This window comes from Streptomyces sp. R-74717 (genome assembly GCF_047305335.1).
Taxonomy (GTDB): domain Bacteria; phylum Actinomycetota; class Actinomycetes; order Streptomycetales; family Streptomycetaceae; genus Streptomyces; species Streptomyces atratus.
This window is the reverse complement of sequence record NZ_CP102361.1, coordinates 4628612-4645909: the sequence shown is the minus strand read 5'-3', so window position 1 is coordinate 4645909 and position 17298 is coordinate 4628612. Positions and strand designations below refer to the sequence as shown.

Below are 17298 nucleotides of genomic sequence, written 5' to 3'. Positions count from 1 at the left end.
GTCTCGTGGGGGGACCCCAATTGGAACCGAAAGACACTATTTCTGACGGGCAGGCCGGGCTGCTCGCCCCGAAGGAGATACCGGCCGGTGCCGTAGAGCCGTCGCCGGCAGGAGAGACACCGGTGCCGGTGCCGGAGCCGGAGTCGGTGCTCGAGGCCGGACCCGAGCCCGAGCCTCAGCCCCAGCCCGTTCCCGAGTCGGCGCCCGTGGCCGAGCCGGGGGCCGCACCGGTCGCCGCGCCCGTCGTGAAGCGCCCGCGCGGGCGTACGGTGCTGCTGATCGCCGCTGCCGCGGTGCTCGGCATCGCAGGCGGCACCGCCGTGGGCTACGACGTGCAGGCCGGACGCGCCCCGACCCCGCTGCCCGCCCTGTCGCAGCCCGATCTGGCGTACCCGGCGAAGGCGCTGCCCGCGGACAAGGTCCCCGACCCGCTGCCCGCGTCCCAGGACCGTCGGGTCAGGACGGACGGCGACCTGCGCAAGCTGCTCGCCGACAGGCCCGCGGGCTGGAGCGACGACAAGGCGGCGCTGGTCTTCCGCGACGGCTGGCTGGGCGTGGACGAGTACGCCTCCCGCGCCTTCAGGGACAAGGGCCCCCAGTACGAGTACTTCCTGGAGTCCGGCATGCGCCGGATCGCGGGCGCTGCCTGGAAGCGCGGGCAGTACCGCACCGCCGAGACCTATCTCGTGCAGTTCCGCTCGGGCGTCGTGCAGGAAGCCCAGGCCTTGGCCCAGGGCCAGCGTTCGTACATGCCCGGCACCGAGTTCGGTGCGGGTAACGACGGCGATCCGCTCAAGGGAAGCGGCAACGGCCGCTACTACCTCTACGAGGTCGAGCGGAAACCGGGCTATCTGCCGACCTATCGGGCCAGGGCCATCGTGTACCGCGGCGACATCATGGCCGACATCAACATCTACGACACCGTACCGATCAGCAAGAAGGACATCCGGACGCTGGCCGAGCGACAGCTGGAGCGCCTGTGAACGACGTGACCACGCAGGTGACGACGCCCGACGAGAGCGCCGACGCTCCCGGGCCCGCGGCCCCGCTTCCCCCGGCCGCCCCCGGCCGGGCACGCCGGGTGATCCGCACAGCGCTCCCCGTCGTGCTGGTGATCGCCGCGGTCGGAGGTGCGGCCGCGTACACCAGCAGCACGGTGGACAGCGCGGACCACAGCGTCAGGACCGTCCTCTGGCAGGAGCCCGAGCGCAAGCCGGGCAAGGACCCGGCCGGTGACGTGGCCCGGGGCAGGGCCTCCACCGAGCTCAGCAAGTTGCTGCTGCCGGTCCCGATCGGCTACCGGCTCGGCCCCGACATCGGAGAGATGGGCAACGACGGTGAGCAGAGCGGCAGCAAGGCGGCAGCCGCGGTGAAGGAGAGCGCCCGCGGTCTCGCGGGCAAGGAACGCCGGGACTACGAGAAGCGGATCGACGAGCTCCGTATCGAGGGCACGGCCGTCCGTTCCTATGTATCGGACGGCAACGACCTGCTGGTGGAAACACAGATCATGCGGATGAAGGACAAGAAGGCGGTCCGGAACCTCTACAACGTCAGGTCGGACCTCTTCGAGACCATCGGCATCTTCCGCCAGGGGCCGAAGATCCAAGGGCACACGAGGAACGCCAAGTGCTTCCTCCTGCGCAAGGACAGTGAAGGCGGCGAGGACTCCATCGTGTCCATGGAGTGCATGGCGTACGACGGCGAGCTGAGCATCAGTGTCTCGGCATCCGGCACCGTGCCCTTCGACCGGGCGGCCGTCGCCGAATTGCTGAAGGACCAGCTCAACCACATCACGTCTCCGGGGGAGTACGTATGACCGAGCAGACGGCGGAAACGCCCGCCGCGCCCTCCGAGGCCACCCCCGTACCGCAGGCGCCCGAGCCTCCGTCGGCCCCGCCGCCGGTGCCCAAGCAGCCCAGGCGCGTCCTGCGGGCCGTCGCCCGGTGGACTGTCGCGGCCCTGGTTCTCGGCGGCCTCGGCGCCGGTACGGCCTTCGGTATCACCTCGATGGAGCGCACCGACGTGCCCGGTCTGGCGACCGAGAGCGACGGCCGCTGGGACTATCCCGAGCTCAGCCTGCCCGCGCTCCCGGCCGGCTCGCCCCGCCCGTACAGCGACGGCAATGTCGCCGAGATCCACCACGCCGACCTGCGGCATCTGCTGCTGCCCGCCCCGGCCGGAGCAACCGTGGACAAGAAGCTCGATGGCGGCTGGGTGAGCATGGAGCAGTACCTCTCCGAGTACGTGAAGGGCAAGCGCTCCGACATCACACACATCCTGAAGGACTCTGCTCCGCGGCACGTCGTCGCCCGCGGCTGGACGATGCCCGACGGCACGTCGTCCCGGATTTATCTCGTGCAGTTCAATTCGACGGCCTTCGCGCAGTACTTCAGGGACGCGATCGTCCAGGACACCCCCTCCGGGGTGCCGCTCGTCGGGACGTCCGAGACGTCCGGGATGGTCCTCGACGAAGGCTGGAACGGCGCGGGCAAGGTGGAGCGCACCGCGTCGTACGCGTACGACGAGGCGAAGCCGTACGGCGAGGCGCAGGTCCGCCAGGGTTACCTGGTCGCCGGCGACACGCTCGCTCTCGTCGTCCAGTCCCGCGAGGGCAAGGGGGGTACGGAGAGCGTTCCGTTCCACCAGACGCTGATCCTGCAGAACCAGCTGCTGGGCTGACCTGCCCCTCGGCGATCCCCGGGCAAACCCCGAACCGACGGGCCGGGCCCCAACCCATTAGGCTGGGGCCCGGCCCCGTATTGCTGCCATATCGCTCGTTCCAAGGAGCTCCCGTGCTTGAGGCATTCTTCTCCGCCCTGCTGGTCCTGGTCTGCGTCGGCGTTATCGCCTTCGCCGGCGTGACCGTGAAGAAGCTGTACCAGGGCCAGCGCTGACCCTGGCTGCCCTCGCCTCCGTCCGCGCGGGTACCCCCCCGTCGCGAACGTGACACTCATGCCCGATGTGTCACGTCCGCAGTCACCCTCCCCCACCTCACAGATCGTCTGAGCCGCTCATGATCGAGATCCCGTCCGACCTCCACCCGGACCTCGTCCCGCTGGCCTTCCTCCTCGGCAACTGGGCGGGCGCCGGTGTCTCCGACTTCCCCGGCGCCGAGCAGTGCAACTTCGGCCAGGAAGTCTCCTTCAGCCACGACGGCCGGGACTTCCTGGAGTACGTCTCGCACACCTGGGTGCTCGACTCCGAGGGCAAGAAGGTCAAGCCGCTGGAGTCCGAGTCCGGCTACTGGCGCATCGACAAGGACCGCAAGGTCGAGGTCGTCATGGTCCGCGACCAGGGCGTCATCGAGATCTGGTACGGCGAGCTGGCCGACAAGAAGCCGCAGATCGACCTGGTCACCGACGCGGTGGCCCGGACCGCGGCCTCCGGCCCGTACAGCGGTGGCAAGCGTCTCTACGGCTATGTGAAGAGTGACCTGATGTGGGTCGGTGAGAAGGCCACCCCCGAGGTGGAGCTGCGCCCGTACATGTCGGCGCATCTGAAGAAGACCGTCACCCCGGAAGAGGTGGAGGCGATGGCGAAGAGCCTCGGCGACCTGCCGGACGACGGCATCGCCTTCTTCAAGTAGTCCGGCCCGTTCACGGGTTTCCCCCGTACGACGCTGCGGACAGGTGCTCACCCGGTCCTACACTGGGCCTGTGGTGAGCACCGACTGGAAGACCGATCTCCGGCAGCGCGGCTATCGTCTGACGCCGCAGCGGCAGCTTGTCCTGGAAGCCGTCGACACGCTGGAACACGCGACGCCCGACGACATCCTCTCCGAGGTGCGCAGGACCGCGTCCGGCGTGAACATCTCCACCGTCTACCGGACGCTCGAGCTCCTGGAGGAGCTGGAGCTGGTCAGCCACGCCCATCTGGGCCACGGGGCACCGACGTACCATCTGGCCGACCGCCACCACCACATCCATCTGGTCTGCCGCGACTGTACGAACGTCATCGAGGCCGATGTCGATGTCGTCGCCGAGTTCACCGCGAAGCTGCAGGGCACCTTCGGTTTCGAGACGGACATGAAGCACTTCGCGATCTTCGGCCGCTGCGCCGACTGCACGGCGAAGGCGGCGTCCGAGGGTGCGGCCCGGACGGCCGACGCGGCCGACCCCAAGCCTTAGGGCCTGTCCGGCGGATCATGGCCGGGGGCGCGACGTCCGGCACGGCACCTCGCGGCGTTGCCGAAACGACCGAATAGCTCCTTCCCCAAGCTCTCAACTCCGTTCGAGCAGGGGAGACCCCACCTCAGGACGCTCCGGCGCCGCTAGGACGCTCCGGCGCCTTGCGATGCACCGCACCATACGCCGCGCCCTGCCCGACCCTGATCCGCCGGACGGGCCCTGGTCCGACCGGCAGCCGGAGGCCGGCCCTAAATCGCGTCGTACGCTGGTCGCATGAAGAGCCCCCTGCTGTCCCTGCCCGGCGCCGTCCCCGCCGAAGGCCGCGACGAAGGCGTCGCCGCGCACTACGGTGACCTGTTCCGCGAGCAGCGCGCCCTCGCCGACGGCTCCGGCCTCGTCGACCTCTCGCACCGCGCCGTCGTCACCGTCACCGGCAGCGACCGGCTGGCCTGGCTGCATCTCCTGCTCACCCAGCATGTCAGCGAACTCGCCCCGGGAGAGGCCACCGAGGCCCTGATCCTCACCGCGAACGGGCACATCGAGCACGCCCTCTATCTCGTCGACGACGGCGAGACCGTGTGGATGCATGCCGAACCGGGCACGCAGGGCGACCTCGTCGCCTATCTGGAATCCATGAAGTTCTTCTACCGGGTCGAAGTCGCCGACCGCACCGAGGACTTCGCCGTGGTGTACCTGCCGGCCGGCTCGATCGCGGAGGTCCCGGACGGCGTGACGGTACGGGAGACGGCGTACGGCCGGGATCTGTTCCTGCCCCGCGCCGACCTGGAGAAGTACGTGGCCGGGCACGGCCCCGTGGCCGGCATCCTGGCGTACGAGGCGCTGCGCGTCGAGGCGCACCGACCGCGCCTCGGCTTCGAGACCGACCACCGCACCATCCCGCACGAGCTGGGCTGGATCGGCACCGCCGTCCACCTCCAGAAGGGCTGCTACCGCGGTCAGGAGACCGTGGCCCGGGTGCAGAACCTGGGCAAGCCGCCGCGGCGGCTGGTCTTCCTGCACCTCGACGGCAGCGAGGTCGTCCTGCCCGGGCACGGCACACCGGTACGGCTCGCCGCGGACGGCGCCGAGGGCCGTCAGCTGGGCTTCATCACCACGTCCGCCCGCCACCACGAGCTGGGACCGATCGCGCTGGCCCTGGTCAAGCGGAACGTCGCGGTGGACGCGGAGCTGCTCGCGGGGGACACGGCCGCAGCCCAGGAGACGGTCGTGGAGCCGTAGCTGTGCGTAGATTCTCTACGCGCGACCGTCTGCACCGACTGGTCGACCTGGCTCAGACCTGACTCGGACCCGACCCGGCTCAGACCTCGATGATGACGGTGAACGGGCCATGGTTCGTGAGCGAGACCCGCATGTCCGCCCCGAACCGGCCCGTCTCCACCTGCGCCCCCAGCGCCCGCAGCTGTGCCACCACCTCGTCGACCAGCGGTTCGGCGATCTCGCCGGGCGCCGCGGCGTTCCAGGTGGGCCTGCGCCCCTTCCGGGCGTCCCCGTAGAGAGTGAACTGCGAAATCACCAGAAGCGGTGCATTCACGTCGGAGCAGGACTTCTCGCCCTCCAGGATGCGGACCGACCAGAGCTTGCGGGCGAGCTGCGCCGCCTTCTCCGCGGTGTCCCCGTGGGTGACTCCCACCAGCACACACAGTCCCTCGCCGACGATTTCGCCGACCACCTCGGGCCCGCCCGACGCGCCCGCGCCGTCGGACACCGTGACGCTCGCACCGTCCACCCTCTGTACCACTGCACGCATACAGACCAACCTATCTTGGGCTGAACGGGTACAGAGCATCCACACAGGCCCCACGGGAGTGGCACCATGCTCGGAAGGCGGTGTGCCGACGCACCGGTCGAGGGGATGGACAACAGCATGAGTACCTATGGAACCGGGCAGTCCCCCGGTGCCGTGCCGGGCACGCGCACCAGTACCAGCACCATGCGCCCACCCGTGCAGCGAACCGGTCACGGTCTCGTGGACGGCCCGTCCGCGGGACCGCAGCCCGAGCTGGACGGCCTGCGACTGCCGGAGCTGCGCACCCTGCGCCGCGAATCGCAGCGCGACGAGGCCGACCTCAGCTATGTGCGGCGGCTGGTCCAGGGGCGGATCGACATCCTGCGGGCCGAGCTGGCCCGAAGGATGGATCCGGAGGCACCCGTGGTGGACCGGCTCTCGGAGATCCTCGCCGACACCCCGTCCCAGCACCGCTCCTCGGCCCGGCATGTCACGCTCACCACACCGCGCAGCGACGAGTACCGCCGACTGGCGGCCGAGACGCTCGCCGAGGTCGAACTCTCCGACCTCGACGCCCGTACGGACGAAGAGCTGCACGCCGCGATGGGGCGCCTGGTCCGCTACGAACAGCAGGTCTCCCGGCGCCGTCACCAGCTGCAACGGACCGCTGACGATTGCAGTGCGGAGATCGCCCGCAGGTACCGTGATGGGGAAGCACAAGTAGACGACCTGCTCGCCTGAAGCGACTCTTCCGGGGGCGGGTCCGCCCGCCCCCGGAAGGCCACCATGACCTCCAGCGCCGCCCCCGCTGCTCCCTCCGCCATATCCCCCGCCCACCCCGTCCTGGCCGAGGTCGTACGGTCCGGCTTCGTGGAGGGCCGGCACCGGGGCTCGCTGGTCGTACTCGCCGCCGACGGCAGCGTGGAGCGGGTTCTGGGAGACCCGGCGGCACCGGTCTTCCCGCGCTCCTCCAACAAGCCGATGCAGGCCGCGGCGGTGCTGCGGGCCGGGCTCGATCTGTCCGGGGAGCGGCTGGCACTGGCCGCCGCGAGCCACTCGGGCGAGGACTTCCACCTCGAACTCGTGCGCACGATGCTCGCCGAGCACGGACTGACACCCGGCGATCTGCAGACCCCGCCCGATCTGCCGCTGGATCCGGCGGAGGCGGAGGCGTATCTCGCCGCGGGCCACGTCCGGGACCGGATCACCATGAACTGCTCCGGCAAGCACGCGGCGATGCTCGCGGTGTGCGCGGTGAACGGCTGGGACCGGGCCTCGTACCTCGACCCGTCGCACCCGCTCCAGCAGCTGGTCCACCAGGTGGTCGAGGAGGCTGCCGGAGAGCCGGTCGCGGCGGTCGGTACGGACGGGTGCGGGGCTCCGCTGATGGCGATCAGCCTGGTGGGTCTGGCGCGGGCCTTCCGTTCGTTCGTGCTGGCGGAGCCGGGGTCGGCGGAGCGCCGGGTCGGGGACGCGATGCGGGCCCACCCCGAGTACGTGGCCGGAACGCGCCGCCCCGACACCTGGCTGATGCGGGAAGTGCCGGGCACGCTCTCCAAGATGGGCGCGGAGGCGGTGCAGGCGGTGGCGCTGGCGGACGGCCGGGCACTGGCCTTCAAGATCGACGACGGTGCGACGCGGGCCCTCGGCCCGGTGCTGGCGCAGTCGCTGCGCCTGCTCGGCATCGACGCCCCGGTGGTCTCCCGGATCGGACGCACGCCTCTGCTGGGCGGCGGCGGCGAGGTCGGCGAGATCCGGGCAGCGTTCTGACCGGATTCCCCGTCGGCGGAAAAACCGGGCGACATTCGGTGAGCCGGTATCTAGCGTGGGGTGCATGCGCCTTGACGTCCGCACGATCGCCGAATCCGAGTTCCCCGGCTGGCTGCAGGCCCTGAACACCGGCTTTCTGCGCCCGCCGACGGTGACGGAACACGAGGTCGCCAGCCGCCTCCCGCACACCGACCTGGCCCGTACGCAGGGTGCGTTCGACGGCGGGCGGTGCGTGGCCACGTTCCGTTCGTTCGCGCAGGAGCTCACGGTCGTCGGCGGCGCCACGGTGTCGGCCGATGCGGTCTCCAACGTCACGGTGTCGCCCACGCACCGCCGTCGCGGGCTGCTCAGCCGGATGATGGCCACGGACCTGGCGGCGGCGAAGGAGCGCGGCGACGTGGTCGCCACGCTGATCGCCGCCGAGTACCCGATCTACGGGCGGTACGGCTTCGGCCCGGCGGCGTGGACCACCGAGTGGGAGATCGACGTACCGAGGGCCGGCCTCGACCCGCGCTGGTCGGGCCCCCGCGCGCAGGACGGCGGCCGGATCGACCTGGTGAGCGGCGCGGACGTACGCAAACTGGGCCCGGCCCTCCACGACCGGCTGCGCGCCCGGCAGCACGGCGCGGTCAGCCGCGTCGCACGCTGGTGGGAGCTGACCGCCGGCGAGAACCGGCCCGGCCCCGAGACCTGGACGGAACCCTTCTACGCGGTCTACCGCAACGCGGACGGCGAGCCCGACGGCCTGATCATCTACCGTGCCGACGACAACTGGAGCGACGCCAAGCAGCCGCTGAACCGGGCCACGGTGCTTGAGCAGATCGCCGTCACCCCGGCCGCGGAGCGTGCGCTGTGGCACTTCGTCTGCTCGATCGACTGGATCACCACGGTCCGCACCGGCCACCGCGCCCCCGACGACCTGCTGCCACTTCTCCTCCCGGACCCGCGCGCGGCCCGCATCGTGACCCAGGCGGACTGGCTGTGGATACGGGTCCTGGACGTCGTACGCGCCCTGGAGGCCCGCACCTACGCGGTACCCGGCGCACTGACCCTGGACATCCACGACGCCACGGGCCTGACCACCGGCCGCTACCGCCTCGACGCCTCCCCGTCCGGCGCCAGCTGCACCCCCACCACGGCCGCCGCCGACCTCGCCCTGGACGTAAGGGAGTTGGGGACGCTCTACCTGGGTGACGAGTCCCCGGCCCGACTGGCGGCCCTGGGCCGCATCGAGGAACTCACGCCGGGTGCGGTGGCACTGGCGGAGGGGATGTTCCGGGCGGCGCGGCGGGCCTGGTGCCCGGATGTGTTCTAGGGCTGTCGTCAAACAGCTGTCCGGATCCAACTACCTTTGCTGCGGCGGACCGGGAAGTACTCCCTGAACACACCCGAACGGATCCGGGTCTCCACGAAGCCGATGTCAACGTGGCTCACCTCGATCACGACCTCACCCGGACCCGCCACCGGTTCGGGCAGCTCCGCCGCCACCGGCACCTGCGGACCGCCCAGCTCCGCACGCATCTGGACCACACCCTTCCGGCTGTCGGCGGCCGGCTCGTCCGACGCCCGTCCGACCACCCTCGGACGTCAAGTCCGGTTGAGGTCAAGGCGTACGCTTCATGGTCATGAGCGGAGAGAAACCCTGGCCCGGGGATGCGGTGCATACGGCCCCCGCAGCCCCTGCGGCCCATGCGCCGATGAGCCTGCGTGAGCGGAAGAAGCAGCTGACGTACCAGGCGGTCTCCGATGCCGCGATCGCGATGTTCCTGGAGCGGGGCTTCGACAAGGTCTCGGTGGCGGAGGTGGCGGCCGCCGCGGACATCTCCAAGCCGACGCTGTTCCGGTACTTCCCGACCAAGGAGGACCTGGCCCTGCACCGGTTCGCCGACCATGAGGACGAGGCGGCCCGTGTCGTCGCAGCCCGCGCGGACACCGAGTCCCCCCTGGACGCCCTGCGCCGCCACTTCCTGGACGGCCTGGAGCGGCGCGACCCGGTGACCGGGCTCTGCGATGCGCCTCAGGTGCTGGCGTTCATGCGGCTGCTGTACGGGACGCCGTCCCTGGTGGCCCGCATGTACGCCTACCAGGGCCGCTCGGAGGCGGCGCTCGCCCGTGCGCTGGGCGACCGGGTACGGGACAGGCTGGCCGCGGGCCAGATCATCGCCGTGCAGCGCATCCTGGGCCTGGAGAACTGGCGGCGGATCGACGCGGGGGAGAGCGCGGACCAGGCGTACGGCGGTGCGGTCGAGGCCGCCGAACTCGCCTTCGCACAGCTGCGGTCGGGGCTCGGTGGGGAGTAACGGGCGGCAGCGGTGGACGGGCGGTGTCCGCGTCGGCGTCCGGGGCTATTCGGACGGGCGGCAGTCTTCGGCGCTGCCCGTGAACACGATCGAATCGCTGTACGTCGGCGGGGGCCCGCTGCCGGTGACGTTCAAGGTCCATCCGCTCTTCTTGAGGGTCGCGTAGACGAACGTCTCCCGTTCGGAGCGGTCACTCACCCGCCAGCCGGCCGCCTCCAGCGCGGCAACGGCACCGGCGAAGGATCCTTTCGGCTTCGCCTTCCGCTTCTCCGGTTCCGTGTAGCGCCCCCAGGCGAAGGAACACCTGACGGCGGATTCCTCCTTCGCGCCCCTGCCGCTCTTCATGACGCCGACGACCAGGTCGGGCGACCTCGTCACCCCGGCCCCGGCGGCGACGGCCGTGACCTCCTGCTCGGTGACCTGCCGGGCGCGGGGCCGTTCCGGTGGCGTCCCGACGGACATGCGTACCGCCACCAGCGTGAAGGTCGCGAGCACTGCCGCACCCGTCACCGCCACGGCAGGGCGCACCCGGCGGTGTCGCTCAGGCACGGACGTCCTCGGCGTGCAGCACCGCTTCGGCGATCTCCCGCACCCGGTCGCGCGTGATGCCGGTGCGCTGTTCCACGGCGAGGGGGTGGTCGGTGGGCTCCAGCTCGATCCGGGGGCGCAGGCCGATCGGGCGGGTGTGGGCGTTCGTCTTGAGGTTCGTCGTGCGCGGCGAGTACAGCCCCAACTCGGTGCTCAGCCAGCCGAAGTACGGCTGCTCGGACTCTCGGCCGGGGGTCTCCCACACATCGAGGGCACGGGCGAAGTTCTCCCGGCTGAGAGAGACCCAGACGCCCCAGGAGAAGGGCTCCTCGCTGCCGAGGACGGGTATCTCGATCAGGCCCTTGATGAAGTAGTGCTGGTGTCTGACGATGCACTGGTCGGAGGAGAGCATGCTGTCGGGATCGCTCTCCAGGCTTGCGTCCCAGACGTCGGGTGCCATGGTCGAGTACCCCATCGGGAGTTCCGTGTGGTGTTCGCCGCAGCAGGAGCAGATGTAGCCGGGGTCGATAGCCATGGGCGGGATCCTAGGCCCTGCGCTCCCGGGGGTGGCGGGTGATCCGGGCCCTGCACGGGGGTGTACGGGTGTGGGCTCAGGCGTCGGGCTCGCGCCCGGGGCGCCGCAGCATCCCGAACGCGATGACGAACGCGGCCACGAGGAGCCCCGTACCGACGGCGAAGGCCAGGTGGTAGCCCCCGGTCAGCGGCTCGGCGCGGCCGAGGCCGTCCACGAGCAGGGTGTCGGTGCGGGCGGTCGCCGGCGTGGACAGCACCGCGACGCCGATGGCCATGCCGATCTGCTGCGTGGTGTTGAACAGTCCGGATGCGAGTCCGGCATCGCCGTCCCCCGCCCCCGACATGCCGAGCGCGGTCAGTGCGGGAAGAGCGAGCCCGAAGTCCGCGGCGAGCAGCATCACGGGGAGCAGATCGGTGACGTCATGCGCATGTACGGGTACGGCCGACCTTGCCGACCGCGAGTCCGGGACCGTCGTCGCGGTGGCGGTCGTTCCGCAGCGCATCAAGGTGCACGAAGCCGGCACCCGCCCGGGGGCGTTCCGGGCGGTCGGACGCGTCGCCGTGCGCAACGCCCTGGTGCAGGCATACGGGCCGCCGCCCAGGCCCAAGCGCCGCCGCGGATGGGGACGGGGGCGTGGCCACCCCGGCCCCGGGCGTGCCACCCCGGTCCTGGGCTCAGGATTCCACAGCTGACCGGTGCAGGATCCGTGCCAGCTCGCGCGGCTGGGAGAACATCGGCCAGTGGCCGGTGTCCATCTCGACCAGTTCCCAATGCTCGCTGCCGGCCAGCAGCTTGGCCACGTCGCCGTTCGGCTCGTCGCCGTCGAGCAGGCATTTGATGTAGGTCGCCGGGAGCTCGCCGAGCGGGCGTGCCAGTACGGCCGGCTCGGTCAGCGTGGTGCCCGGATGCGGTGTCGAGCCGCCCACGATCCGGGTGACCTGCTCGTCGGTGAGGCCCTGGCCGTCGAAGTCGGGGGCGGTGAGCGGCGCCCAGAAGCCGCCGTTCCCGGCGATCGAGGCCTCCAGTGCCTCGCGGCCCGCCCACCAGCCGGAGGCGAACGATTCGCCGTCGACCGGAATCTCGGAGTCGACGAACACCACACGGGCCAGCCGGTCACCGATGCGCTCGGCGGCCTGGCCGACCGGGATGCCCGAGTAGCTGTGCCCGACCAGGACGACGTCGTGGAGATCGTGGCGCTCCACCTCGTCGACGATGTCCCGGACGTGGGTCTGCTGCCCTGCCTGCACGCCCTGCTTCTCGGCGAGGCCGGACAGCGTCACCGGGTGGGTGCCGTGCCCGGCCGTACGCAACTCCGACACCACCTCGTCCCACGCCCGCGATCCGAGCCACGCGCCTGCCACCAGTACGAATTCAGCCATGGTGGCAACCTAGCGCGGCGGCCCCACCACTCGCCCCGGATTTGCCCAGGTACGGCGGGAGCGCATCCGAGCCCGGGTCAGCCGAGCGGGGAGGCGTGGCCCGGCCTGCACCCGGAAGGGACGCTGTTGCCGCTGATGTCGAAGTCCCCGCAGGTGAGAAAGACATCGTTGAACTCGCCGAGCACAAAGGCGAGCCCACCGACGAACGCGACGACGCCGATGACCATCCTTCGCTGGCGTACGGAGAGCTCCGATTCCCCGAACAGCAGGAGTTGCAGGAGCACCCAGGTCAGCAGCGGGGTGCCGATGATGCTGATGACGCCGCCCACCACGAAGAGCGCCTCGCCCTGCCAGTTGCCGCTGCGCGGCACGATGGCGGCCAGACCGAGCCACGCGCTGGGCAGGGCCAGGCAGGCCCAGTACACCCAGCCGTGCCGCGGCCCGCGTTCGCGCATCAGCAGACCGGCCAGCAGTACGGCAGTCGACACCGCCCAGAGGGTGAGCAGCTGGTAGTAGAAGATGACGTTGTAGGCGCCGAGCGTGAAAGCGGGCTCCCAGACCGCCAGTGCTCCGCCGCCCGCGATCACGGCGGTCTTCGGCACCACCGAGGCCCTGCGGCCGCCACGCGTGCGGCTGGGGGTGGGGGCTGTGCCGTCGCCTGCGCTTGCGTCTGCGGCGTGGGTGCCGTCGTCATCATCCATGGGGACCCGTCTCCGGCATGGGGATATTTCCGCACACATTACCCAGAGTTGAGATCCTGCCGGGCTGTCCGCGCGGTCGGCCGGGCGGAAACGGGCGGACCGACCCGGACCACCCCGGACCACCTCGGGCCACCCCGCCGCTCCCATGACCGCGCCACGCGAAAGTCCACGTACCACCGAGGAATGTGACACGGCGGACGAGCGCGCGTCGTCGGCCGAGCGGTTCGAGGAACATCGGACTCGTCTGTGAGCGGCGGCCTGCCGGATGCTCGGATCGGTGAGCGAGGCCGATGACGCCGTTCAGGAAGCCTGGCTGCGACTGAGCCGTGCGGACTCCGGCAGCGTGGAGAACCTGGGCGCGTGGCTGACGACGGTGGTGGCGTGCCTGTGTCTGAACATGCTGCGCCCGCGCGAGCACCGGCGTGAGGAACCGCTCGACGTGCTCATGCCCGCCCGGTCATCGGCCACGAGAACGGGTCGCTGATCCGACCGAGGAGTTCGCCGATACGGGTGCGCCGGGCGAGGATCTCGGTAGGGGCGGCCCCAGCGTCAACCAGCACTGACGGACGCGCCGTCGCGATCGGCGTCACCACCGACCGGGCGCCCACCGCACAGGTCCCGCCGAGGGCTCACTTCCCGAGGGGCTGGTTGAAGCGCAACAGGTTGCCGGCAGGGTCGCGGAACGCGCAGTCGCGGACGCCGTAGGGCTGGTCCATCGGCTCCTGCAGCACCTCGCCGCCCGCGGCGCTGATGCGCTCGAAGGTGGCGTCGCAGTCGTCCGTCGCGAAGATGACGCCGCGCAGCATGCCCTTGGCCATCAGCTCCGCCATGGCCTGTTTGTCGGCCGGTGAGGCGTTCGGGTCGGCGGCGGGCGGCTCCAGGACGATGTTCACATCCGGCTGCGAGGGCGCTCCGACGGTCACCCAGCGCATCCCCTCGAACCCGACGTCGTTGCGTACCTCGAGGCCGAGCACATCGCGGTAGAAGGCGATCGCCTTGTCGTGGTCGTCGACGGCGATGAAGCATTGGGAAAGGCTGATCTCCATGCCGTTCACGCTACGGCTCGGTGGCGGGGCTCGCTGCACCGTTCCTGACCGGCCGCGTATGGATCTTGGCCATGCATGCCGGGATGGCGGCGCCATGGTCATGGCTCCGGGCCCGGTAGGCGCTCGGACTCTCACCGACCAACTGGGTGAAGCGCGAGCTGAACGACCCCAGCGACGTACAGCCGACCGCGAAGCAGACCTCGGTCACCGTGAGGTCGCCGCGCCGCAGCAGCGCTTTGGCCCGCTCGATGCGGCGGGTCATCAGGTAGCTGTAGGGCGACTCGCCGAAAGCGGCGCGGAAGCTGCGGGAGAAATGGCCCGGCGACATCAGGGCGTCACGCGCCAGCGCCGGGACGTCGAGCGGCTCGCCGTAGTCACGGTCCATCCGATCGCGGGCCCGCCGCAGCCGGACGAGGTCGTCGAGGTTCTGCCGTCTCACCCGACCAGTTTCACACAGCTCCCGAGGCCGGTGATGAAGCATGAACGACGCCCCGGAGCCGGAGTCGACCGAGGGCGAGCCGAGCGACCGGCTCAGCGATGACTGCCGTGAGGCTTGCGTCCGCGGCAGTCATCGCCGAAGCCCTCGGGTGCTCCCCAAGGCGGTCGGTCTCGCTCTTCCTGCTCGAACACCTCTCGTCATCAGCCGAGTGGGACGAGTCGGAACAGATGAGAGAACTCGTCCCGCGGCCTCCGCGAGAGCCTCGGTCAGGTGCCGACGTAGGCCGCGAGGTGTTCGCCGGTGAGGGTGGAGCGGGCGGCGACGAGGTCGGCGGGTGTGCCCTCGAAGACGATCCGGCCGCCGTCGTGGCCGGCTCCGGGGCCGAGGTCGACGATCCAGTCGGCGTGTGCCATGACCGCCTGGTGGTGCTCGATGACGATGACCGACTTGCCCGAGTCGACGAGCCGGTCGAGCAGTCCGAGCAGGTGCTCGACGTCGGCGAGGTGGAGGCCCGTGGTCGGCTCGTCGAGGACGTAGACGCCGCCCTTCTCGGCCATGTGTGTGGCCAGCTTGAGACGCTGCCGCTCGCCGCCGGACAGGGTGGTCAGCGGCTGGCCGAGGGTGAGGTAGCCGAGCCCGACGTCGGCGAGCCGTTCGAGGATCTTGTGCGCGGCCGGCGTGTGCGCCTCGCCGGCGCCGAAGAACTCCTCGGCCTCGGCCACCGACATCGCGAGCACCTCGCTGATGTCGCGACCGGCGAGGTGGTATTCGAGCACCGATGCCTGGAACCGCTTCCCCTCGCACTCCTCGCAGGGGCTGGAGACGCCGGCCATCATCGCCAGGTCGGTGTAGATGACGCCGGCGCCGTTGCAGGTGGGACAGGCGCCCTCGGAGTTGGCGCTGAACAGCGCCGGCTTCACGCCGTTGGCCTTCGCGAACGCTTTGCGGATCGGGTCGAGCAGTCCGGTGTACGTCGCCGGATTGCTCCGTCGCGAGCCGCGGATCGCGCCCTGGTCGATCGAGACCACACCCTCGCCGGCGGGGATCGATCCGTGCACGAGCGAGCTCTTGCCGGAGCCGGCGACGCCGGTGACGACGACAAGCGCCCCGAGTGGGATGTCGACGTCGACGTTCTGCAGGTTGTTCGCTGTCGCGCCGCGGATCTCCAGGGTGCCGGTGGGCTTGCGCACCGTCTCCTTGACAGCGGCCCGGTCGTCGAGATGACGGCCGGTGACGGTGCCGCTGGCCCGCAGCCCCTCGAGGGTGCCCTCGAAGCAGACGGTGCCGCCTCCCGTACCGGCGCCGGGGCCGAGGTCGACCACGTGGTCGGCGATCGCGATCGCCTCCGGCTTGTGCTCCACGACGAGCACCGTGTTGCCCTTGTCCCGCAGCCGCAGCAGCAGGTCGTTCATCCGCTGGATGTCATGGGGGTGCAGCCCGATCGTCGGCTCGTCGAAGACGTAGGTGACGTCGGTGAGCGAGGAGCCGAGGTGCCGGATCATCTTGACGCGCTGCGCCTCGCCACCCGACAGCGTGCCCGCCGGCCGCTCGAGCGAGAGGTAGCCGAGCCCGATCTCCACGAACGAATCCAGGGTGCGCTGGAGTGCGTCGAGCAGCGGCGCCACCGACTGCTCCTTGAGGCCGCGGACCCATTCGGCCAGGTCGCTGATCTGCATCGCGCAGGCGTCGGCGATGCTGATCCGCTCGATCTTCGACGACCGGGCCCCCTCGCTGAGCCGGGTGCCATCGCACTCGGGGCAGGTGGCGAAGGTGACAGCACGCTCCACGAACGCCCGGATGTGCGGCTGCATCGCCTCCTTGTCCTTGGACAGGAACGACTTCTGGATCTTGGGGATCAGCCCCTCGTAGGTGAGGTTCACACCCTCGACCTTCACCTTGGTCGGCTCACGGTAGAGGAAGTCCTGCATCTCCTTCTTGGTGAACTTGCGGATCGGCTTGTCGGGGTCGAGGAAGCCCGACTCGGCGTAGACCCGCACGGTCCAGAAGCTGTCCGACTTCCAGCCGGGGATGGTGAACGCGCCCTCGGCGAGCGACTTGGAGTCGTCGTAGAGCTGGGTGAGGTCGATGTCGGAGACGGTGCCCCGGCCCTCGCAGCGCGTACACATGCCGCCGGTGCGGTTGAAGGTCGCTTTCACCGCCTTCTTGGCGCCGCGCTCGACGGTGATGGCACCGCTCGCCCGGACCGAGGGGACGTTGAAGGCATACGCACCGGGCGGGCCGATGTGCGGCTTTCCGAGCCGGCTGAAGAGGATGCGCAGCATCGCGTTGGCGTCGGTGGCGGTGCCGACCGTGGAGCGTGGGTCGGCACCCATCCGCTGCTGGTCGACGATGATCGCGGTCGTCAGCCCGTCGAGTACGTCGACCTCGGGCCGCGCCAGCGTCGGCATGAAGCCCTGCACGAAGGCGCTGTAGGTCTCGTTGATCATCCGCTGCGACTCCGCGGCGATCGTGTCGAACACCAGCGAACTCTTGCCCGAGCCGGAGACTCCGGTGAACACCGTCAGCCGGCGCTTCGGGATCTCGATGCTGACGTCCTTGAGGTTGTTCTCGCGCGCGCCGTGCACGCGGATCAGATCGTGGCTGTCGGCAACGTGCGGCGCAGGCGACTGCGTGTCCGTCCTCGTGGCCATGCTCATCGTGTCTCCATCTGTTGGGCGGGGCCGCCTTCGCGGTCTCCGTCGGCGTCGCCTGGCTCGATCCGACCA

Annotated in this window: 20 protein-coding genes and 2 pseudogenes; 12 read left to right on the top strand and 10 right to left on the bottom strand. The window is 70.4% G+C overall.

Going from position 1 to position 17298, the window contains the following annotated elements:
- Nucleotides 1-122: 122 nt before the first annotated feature.
- From NRF20_RS21195 to NRF20_RS21170, 6 genes are all read left to right on the top strand, one after another.
- Nucleotides 123-983: a hypothetical protein gene (locus NRF20_RS21195; RefSeq protein ID WP_413753090.1), complete on the top strand. Its 861-nt coding sequence runs from the start codon at nt 123-125 to the stop codon at nt 981-983.
- The gene (locus NRF20_RS21190) at nt 980-1816 is read left to right on the top strand and encodes a hypothetical protein (protein WP_398630052.1); all 837 of its coding nucleotides are present in this window, start codon (nt 980-982) and stop codon (nt 1814-1816) included. Before NRF20_RS21195 ends, NRF20_RS21190 begins: the two co-directional genes overlap by 4 nt.
- Complete coding sequence (locus tag NRF20_RS21185; RefSeq protein ID WP_413753089.1) at nt 1813-2679, top strand: hypothetical protein; 867 nt, start codon at nt 1813-1815, stop codon at nt 2677-2679. The genes NRF20_RS21190 and NRF20_RS21185 overlap by 4 nt, the downstream gene beginning before the upstream one ends.
- Nucleotides 2680-3013: 334 nt before the next feature.
- Complete coding sequence (locus tag NRF20_RS21180; protein ID WP_114245760.1) at nt 3014-3586, top strand: FABP family protein; 573 nt, start codon at nt 3014-3016, stop codon at nt 3584-3586.
- A 70-nt stretch (nt 3587-3656) separates the two neighbouring features.
- Nucleotides 3657-4127, top strand: coding sequence for a Fur family transcriptional regulator (locus NRF20_RS21175; RefSeq protein WP_189279682.1), 471 nt, complete (start codon nt 3657-3659; stop codon nt 4125-4127).
- Nucleotides 4128-4400: 273 nt separating this feature from the next.
- Nucleotides 4401-5366: a YgfZ/GcvT domain-containing protein gene (locus tag NRF20_RS21170; RefSeq protein ID WP_398630054.1), complete on the top strand. Its 966-nt coding sequence runs from the start codon at nt 4401-4403 to the stop codon at nt 5364-5366.
- Between the two features lie 79 nt (nt 5367-5445).
- Here the strand turns inward: NRF20_RS21170 and dtd are convergent, their stop codons facing one another.
- Nucleotides 5446-5895 (bottom strand): D-aminoacyl-tRNA deacylase, encoded by a 450-nt coding sequence (dtd, locus tag NRF20_RS21165; protein ID WP_266359344.1) that lies wholly within the window; start codon nt 5893-5895, stop codon nt 5446-5448.
- A gap of 117 nt (nt 5896-6012) precedes the next feature.
- Between dtd and NRF20_RS21160 the strand changes: the two genes are divergently transcribed.
- The 3 genes from NRF20_RS21160 (at nt 6013) to NRF20_RS21150 (ending at nt 8959) form a co-directional block, all read left to right on the top strand.
- A complete protein-coding gene (locus NRF20_RS21160) occupies nt 6013-6615 on the top strand; it encodes an ABC transporter substrate-binding protein (RefSeq protein ID WP_398630055.1) in 603 nt (200 codons plus the stop codon).
- Nucleotides 6616-6660: 45 nt separating this feature from the next.
- The gene (locus NRF20_RS21155) at nt 6661-7644 is read left to right on the top strand and encodes an asparaginase (protein ID WP_398630056.1); all 984 of its coding nucleotides are present in this window, start codon (nt 6661-6663) and stop codon (nt 7642-7644) included.
- A gap of 64 nt (nt 7645-7708) precedes the next feature.
- The gene (locus NRF20_RS21150) at nt 7709-8959 is read left to right on the top strand and encodes a GNAT family N-acetyltransferase (protein WP_398630057.1); all 1251 of its coding nucleotides are present in this window, start codon (nt 7709-7711) and stop codon (nt 8957-8959) included.
- An 8-nt stretch (nt 8960-8967) separates the two neighbouring features.
- Here the strand turns inward: NRF20_RS21150 and NRF20_RS21145 are convergent, their stop codons facing one another.
- Nucleotides 8968-9165 (bottom strand): hypothetical protein, encoded by a 198-nt coding sequence (locus NRF20_RS21145; RefSeq protein WP_413753088.1) that lies wholly within the window; start codon nt 9163-9165, stop codon nt 8968-8970.
- A gap of 98 nt (nt 9166-9263) precedes the next feature.
- Between NRF20_RS21145 and NRF20_RS21140 the strand changes: the two genes are divergently transcribed.
- On the top strand, nt 9264-9944 hold the full coding sequence (locus NRF20_RS21140) for a TetR/AcrR family transcriptional regulator (protein ID WP_398630059.1): 681 nt from the start codon (nt 9264-9266) through the stop codon (nt 9942-9944).
- A gap of 45 nt (nt 9945-9989) precedes the next feature.
- Here NRF20_RS21140 and NRF20_RS21135 read toward each other — a convergent pair whose 3' ends face one another.
- The 3 genes and pseudogenes from NRF20_RS21135 to NRF20_RS21125 all read right to left on the bottom strand — a co-directional run.
- Nucleotides 9990-10493 (bottom strand): hypothetical protein, encoded by a 504-nt coding sequence (locus tag NRF20_RS21135; RefSeq protein ID WP_398630060.1) that lies wholly within the window; start codon nt 10491-10493, stop codon nt 9990-9992.
- The gene (locus NRF20_RS21130; RefSeq protein ID WP_398630061.1) at nt 10486-11007 is read right to left on the bottom strand and encodes a DUF2199 domain-containing protein; all 522 of its coding nucleotides are present in this window, start codon (nt 11005-11007) and stop codon (nt 10486-10488) included. The genes NRF20_RS21135 and NRF20_RS21130 overlap by 8 nt, the downstream gene beginning before the upstream one ends.
- Before the next feature lie 76 nt (nt 11008-11083).
- Nucleotides 11084-11446, bottom strand: a pseudogene (locus NRF20_RS21125) (MFS transporter); the annotation flags it as partial.
- Here NRF20_RS21125 and NRF20_RS21120 point away from each other — a divergent pair.
- On the top strand, nt 11421-11699 hold the full coding sequence (locus NRF20_RS21120; protein WP_398630242.1) for a hypothetical protein: 279 nt from the start codon (nt 11421-11423) through the stop codon (nt 11697-11699). The pseudogene NRF20_RS21125 and the gene NRF20_RS21120 overlap by 26 nt on opposite strands.
- Here the strand turns inward: NRF20_RS21120 and NRF20_RS21115 are convergent.
- Both NRF20_RS21115 and NRF20_RS21110 read right to left on the bottom strand, forming a co-directional pair.
- Complete coding sequence (locus NRF20_RS21115) at nt 11682-12386, bottom strand: alpha/beta fold hydrolase (protein ID WP_413753087.1); 705 nt, start codon at nt 12384-12386, stop codon at nt 11682-11684. The two genes, NRF20_RS21120 and NRF20_RS21115, sit on opposite strands and share 18 nt — an antisense overlap.
- A 77-nt stretch (nt 12387-12463) precedes the next feature.
- On the bottom strand, nt 12464-13087 hold the full coding sequence (locus NRF20_RS21110) for a hypothetical protein (RefSeq protein WP_398630063.1): 624 nt from the start codon (nt 13085-13087) through the stop codon (nt 12464-12466).
- A gap of 265 nt (nt 13088-13352) precedes the next feature.
- Here NRF20_RS21110 and NRF20_RS21105 point away from each other — a divergent pair.
- A pseudogene (locus NRF20_RS21105) lies at nt 13353-13532 on the top strand (sigma factor); the annotation flags it as partial.
- Between the two features lie 184 nt (nt 13533-13716).
- Here NRF20_RS21105 and NRF20_RS21100 read toward each other — a convergent pair.
- The 3 genes from NRF20_RS21100 to NRF20_RS21090 form a co-directional block, all read right to left on the bottom strand.
- Nucleotides 13717-14133, bottom strand: a complete 417-nt coding sequence (locus NRF20_RS21100; protein ID WP_382228072.1) for a VOC family protein — start codon at nt 14131-14133, stop codon at nt 13717-13719.
- Nucleotides 14134-14143: 10 nt separating this feature from the next.
- A complete protein-coding gene (locus NRF20_RS21095) occupies nt 14144-14614 on the bottom strand; it encodes a helix-turn-helix transcriptional regulator (protein WP_398630065.1) in 471 nt (156 codons plus the stop codon).
- Nucleotides 14615-14838: 224 nt separating this feature from the next.
- A complete protein-coding gene (locus NRF20_RS21090) occupies nt 14839-17223 on the bottom strand; it encodes an ATP-binding cassette domain-containing protein (protein ID WP_413753086.1) in 2385 nt (794 codons plus the stop codon).
- Nucleotides 17224-17298: the final 75 nt, after the last annotated feature.

Coding starts and splice junctions, on each gene's coding strand:
- NRF20_RS21185 (WP_413753089.1), top strand. CDS start 1,813: ATGACCGAGCAGACGGCGGAAACGCCCGCCGCGCCCTCCGAGGCCACC.
- NRF20_RS21180 (WP_114245760.1), top strand. CDS start 3,014: ATGATCGAGATCCCGTCCGACCTCCACCCGGACCTCGTCCCGCTGGCC.
- NRF20_RS21170 (WP_398630054.1), top strand. CDS start 4,401: ATGAAGAGCCCCCTGCTGTCCCTGCCCGGCGCCGTCCCCGCCGAAGGC.
- dtd (WP_266359344.1), bottom strand. CDS start 5,895: ATGCGTGCAGTGGTACAGAGGGTGGACGGTGCGAGCGTCACGGTGTCC.
- NRF20_RS21160 (WP_398630055.1), top strand. CDS start 6,013: ATGAGTACCTATGGAACCGGGCAGTCCCCCGGTGCCGTGCCGGGCACG.
- NRF20_RS21155 (WP_398630056.1), top strand. CDS start 6,661: ATGACCTCCAGCGCCGCCCCCGCTGCTCCCTCCGCCATATCCCCCGCC.
- NRF20_RS21150 (WP_398630057.1), top strand. CDS start 7,709: ATGCGCCTTGACGTCCGCACGATCGCCGAATCCGAGTTCCCCGGCTGG.
- NRF20_RS21145 (WP_413753088.1), bottom strand. CDS start 9,165: ATGCGTGCGGAGCTGGGCGGTCCGCAGGTGCCGGTGGCGGCGGAGCTG.
- NRF20_RS21140 (WP_398630059.1), top strand. CDS start 9,264: ATGGTCATGAGCGGAGAGAAACCCTGGCCCGGGGATGCGGTGCATACG.
- NRF20_RS21130 (WP_398630061.1), bottom strand. CDS start 11,007: ATGGCTATCGACCCCGGCTACATCTGCTCCTGCTGCGGCGAACACCAC.
- NRF20_RS21115 (WP_413753087.1), bottom strand. CDS start 12,386: ATGGCTGAATTCGTACTGGTGGCAGGCGCGTGGCTCGGATCGCGGGCG.
- NRF20_RS21110 (WP_398630063.1), bottom strand. CDS start 13,087: ATGGATGATGACGACGGCACCCACGCCGCAGACGCAAGCGCAGGCGAC.
- NRF20_RS21100 (WP_382228072.1), bottom strand. CDS start 14,133: ATGGAGATCAGCCTTTCCCAATGCTTCATCGCCGTCGACGACCACGAC.
- NRF20_RS21095 (WP_398630065.1), bottom strand. CDS start 14,614: ATGCTTCATCACCGGCCTCGGGAGCTGTGTGAAACTGGTCGGGTGAGA.
- NRF20_RS21090 (WP_413753086.1), bottom strand. CDS start 17,223: ATGGCCACGAGGACGGACACGCAGTCGCCTGCGCCGCACGTTGCCGAC.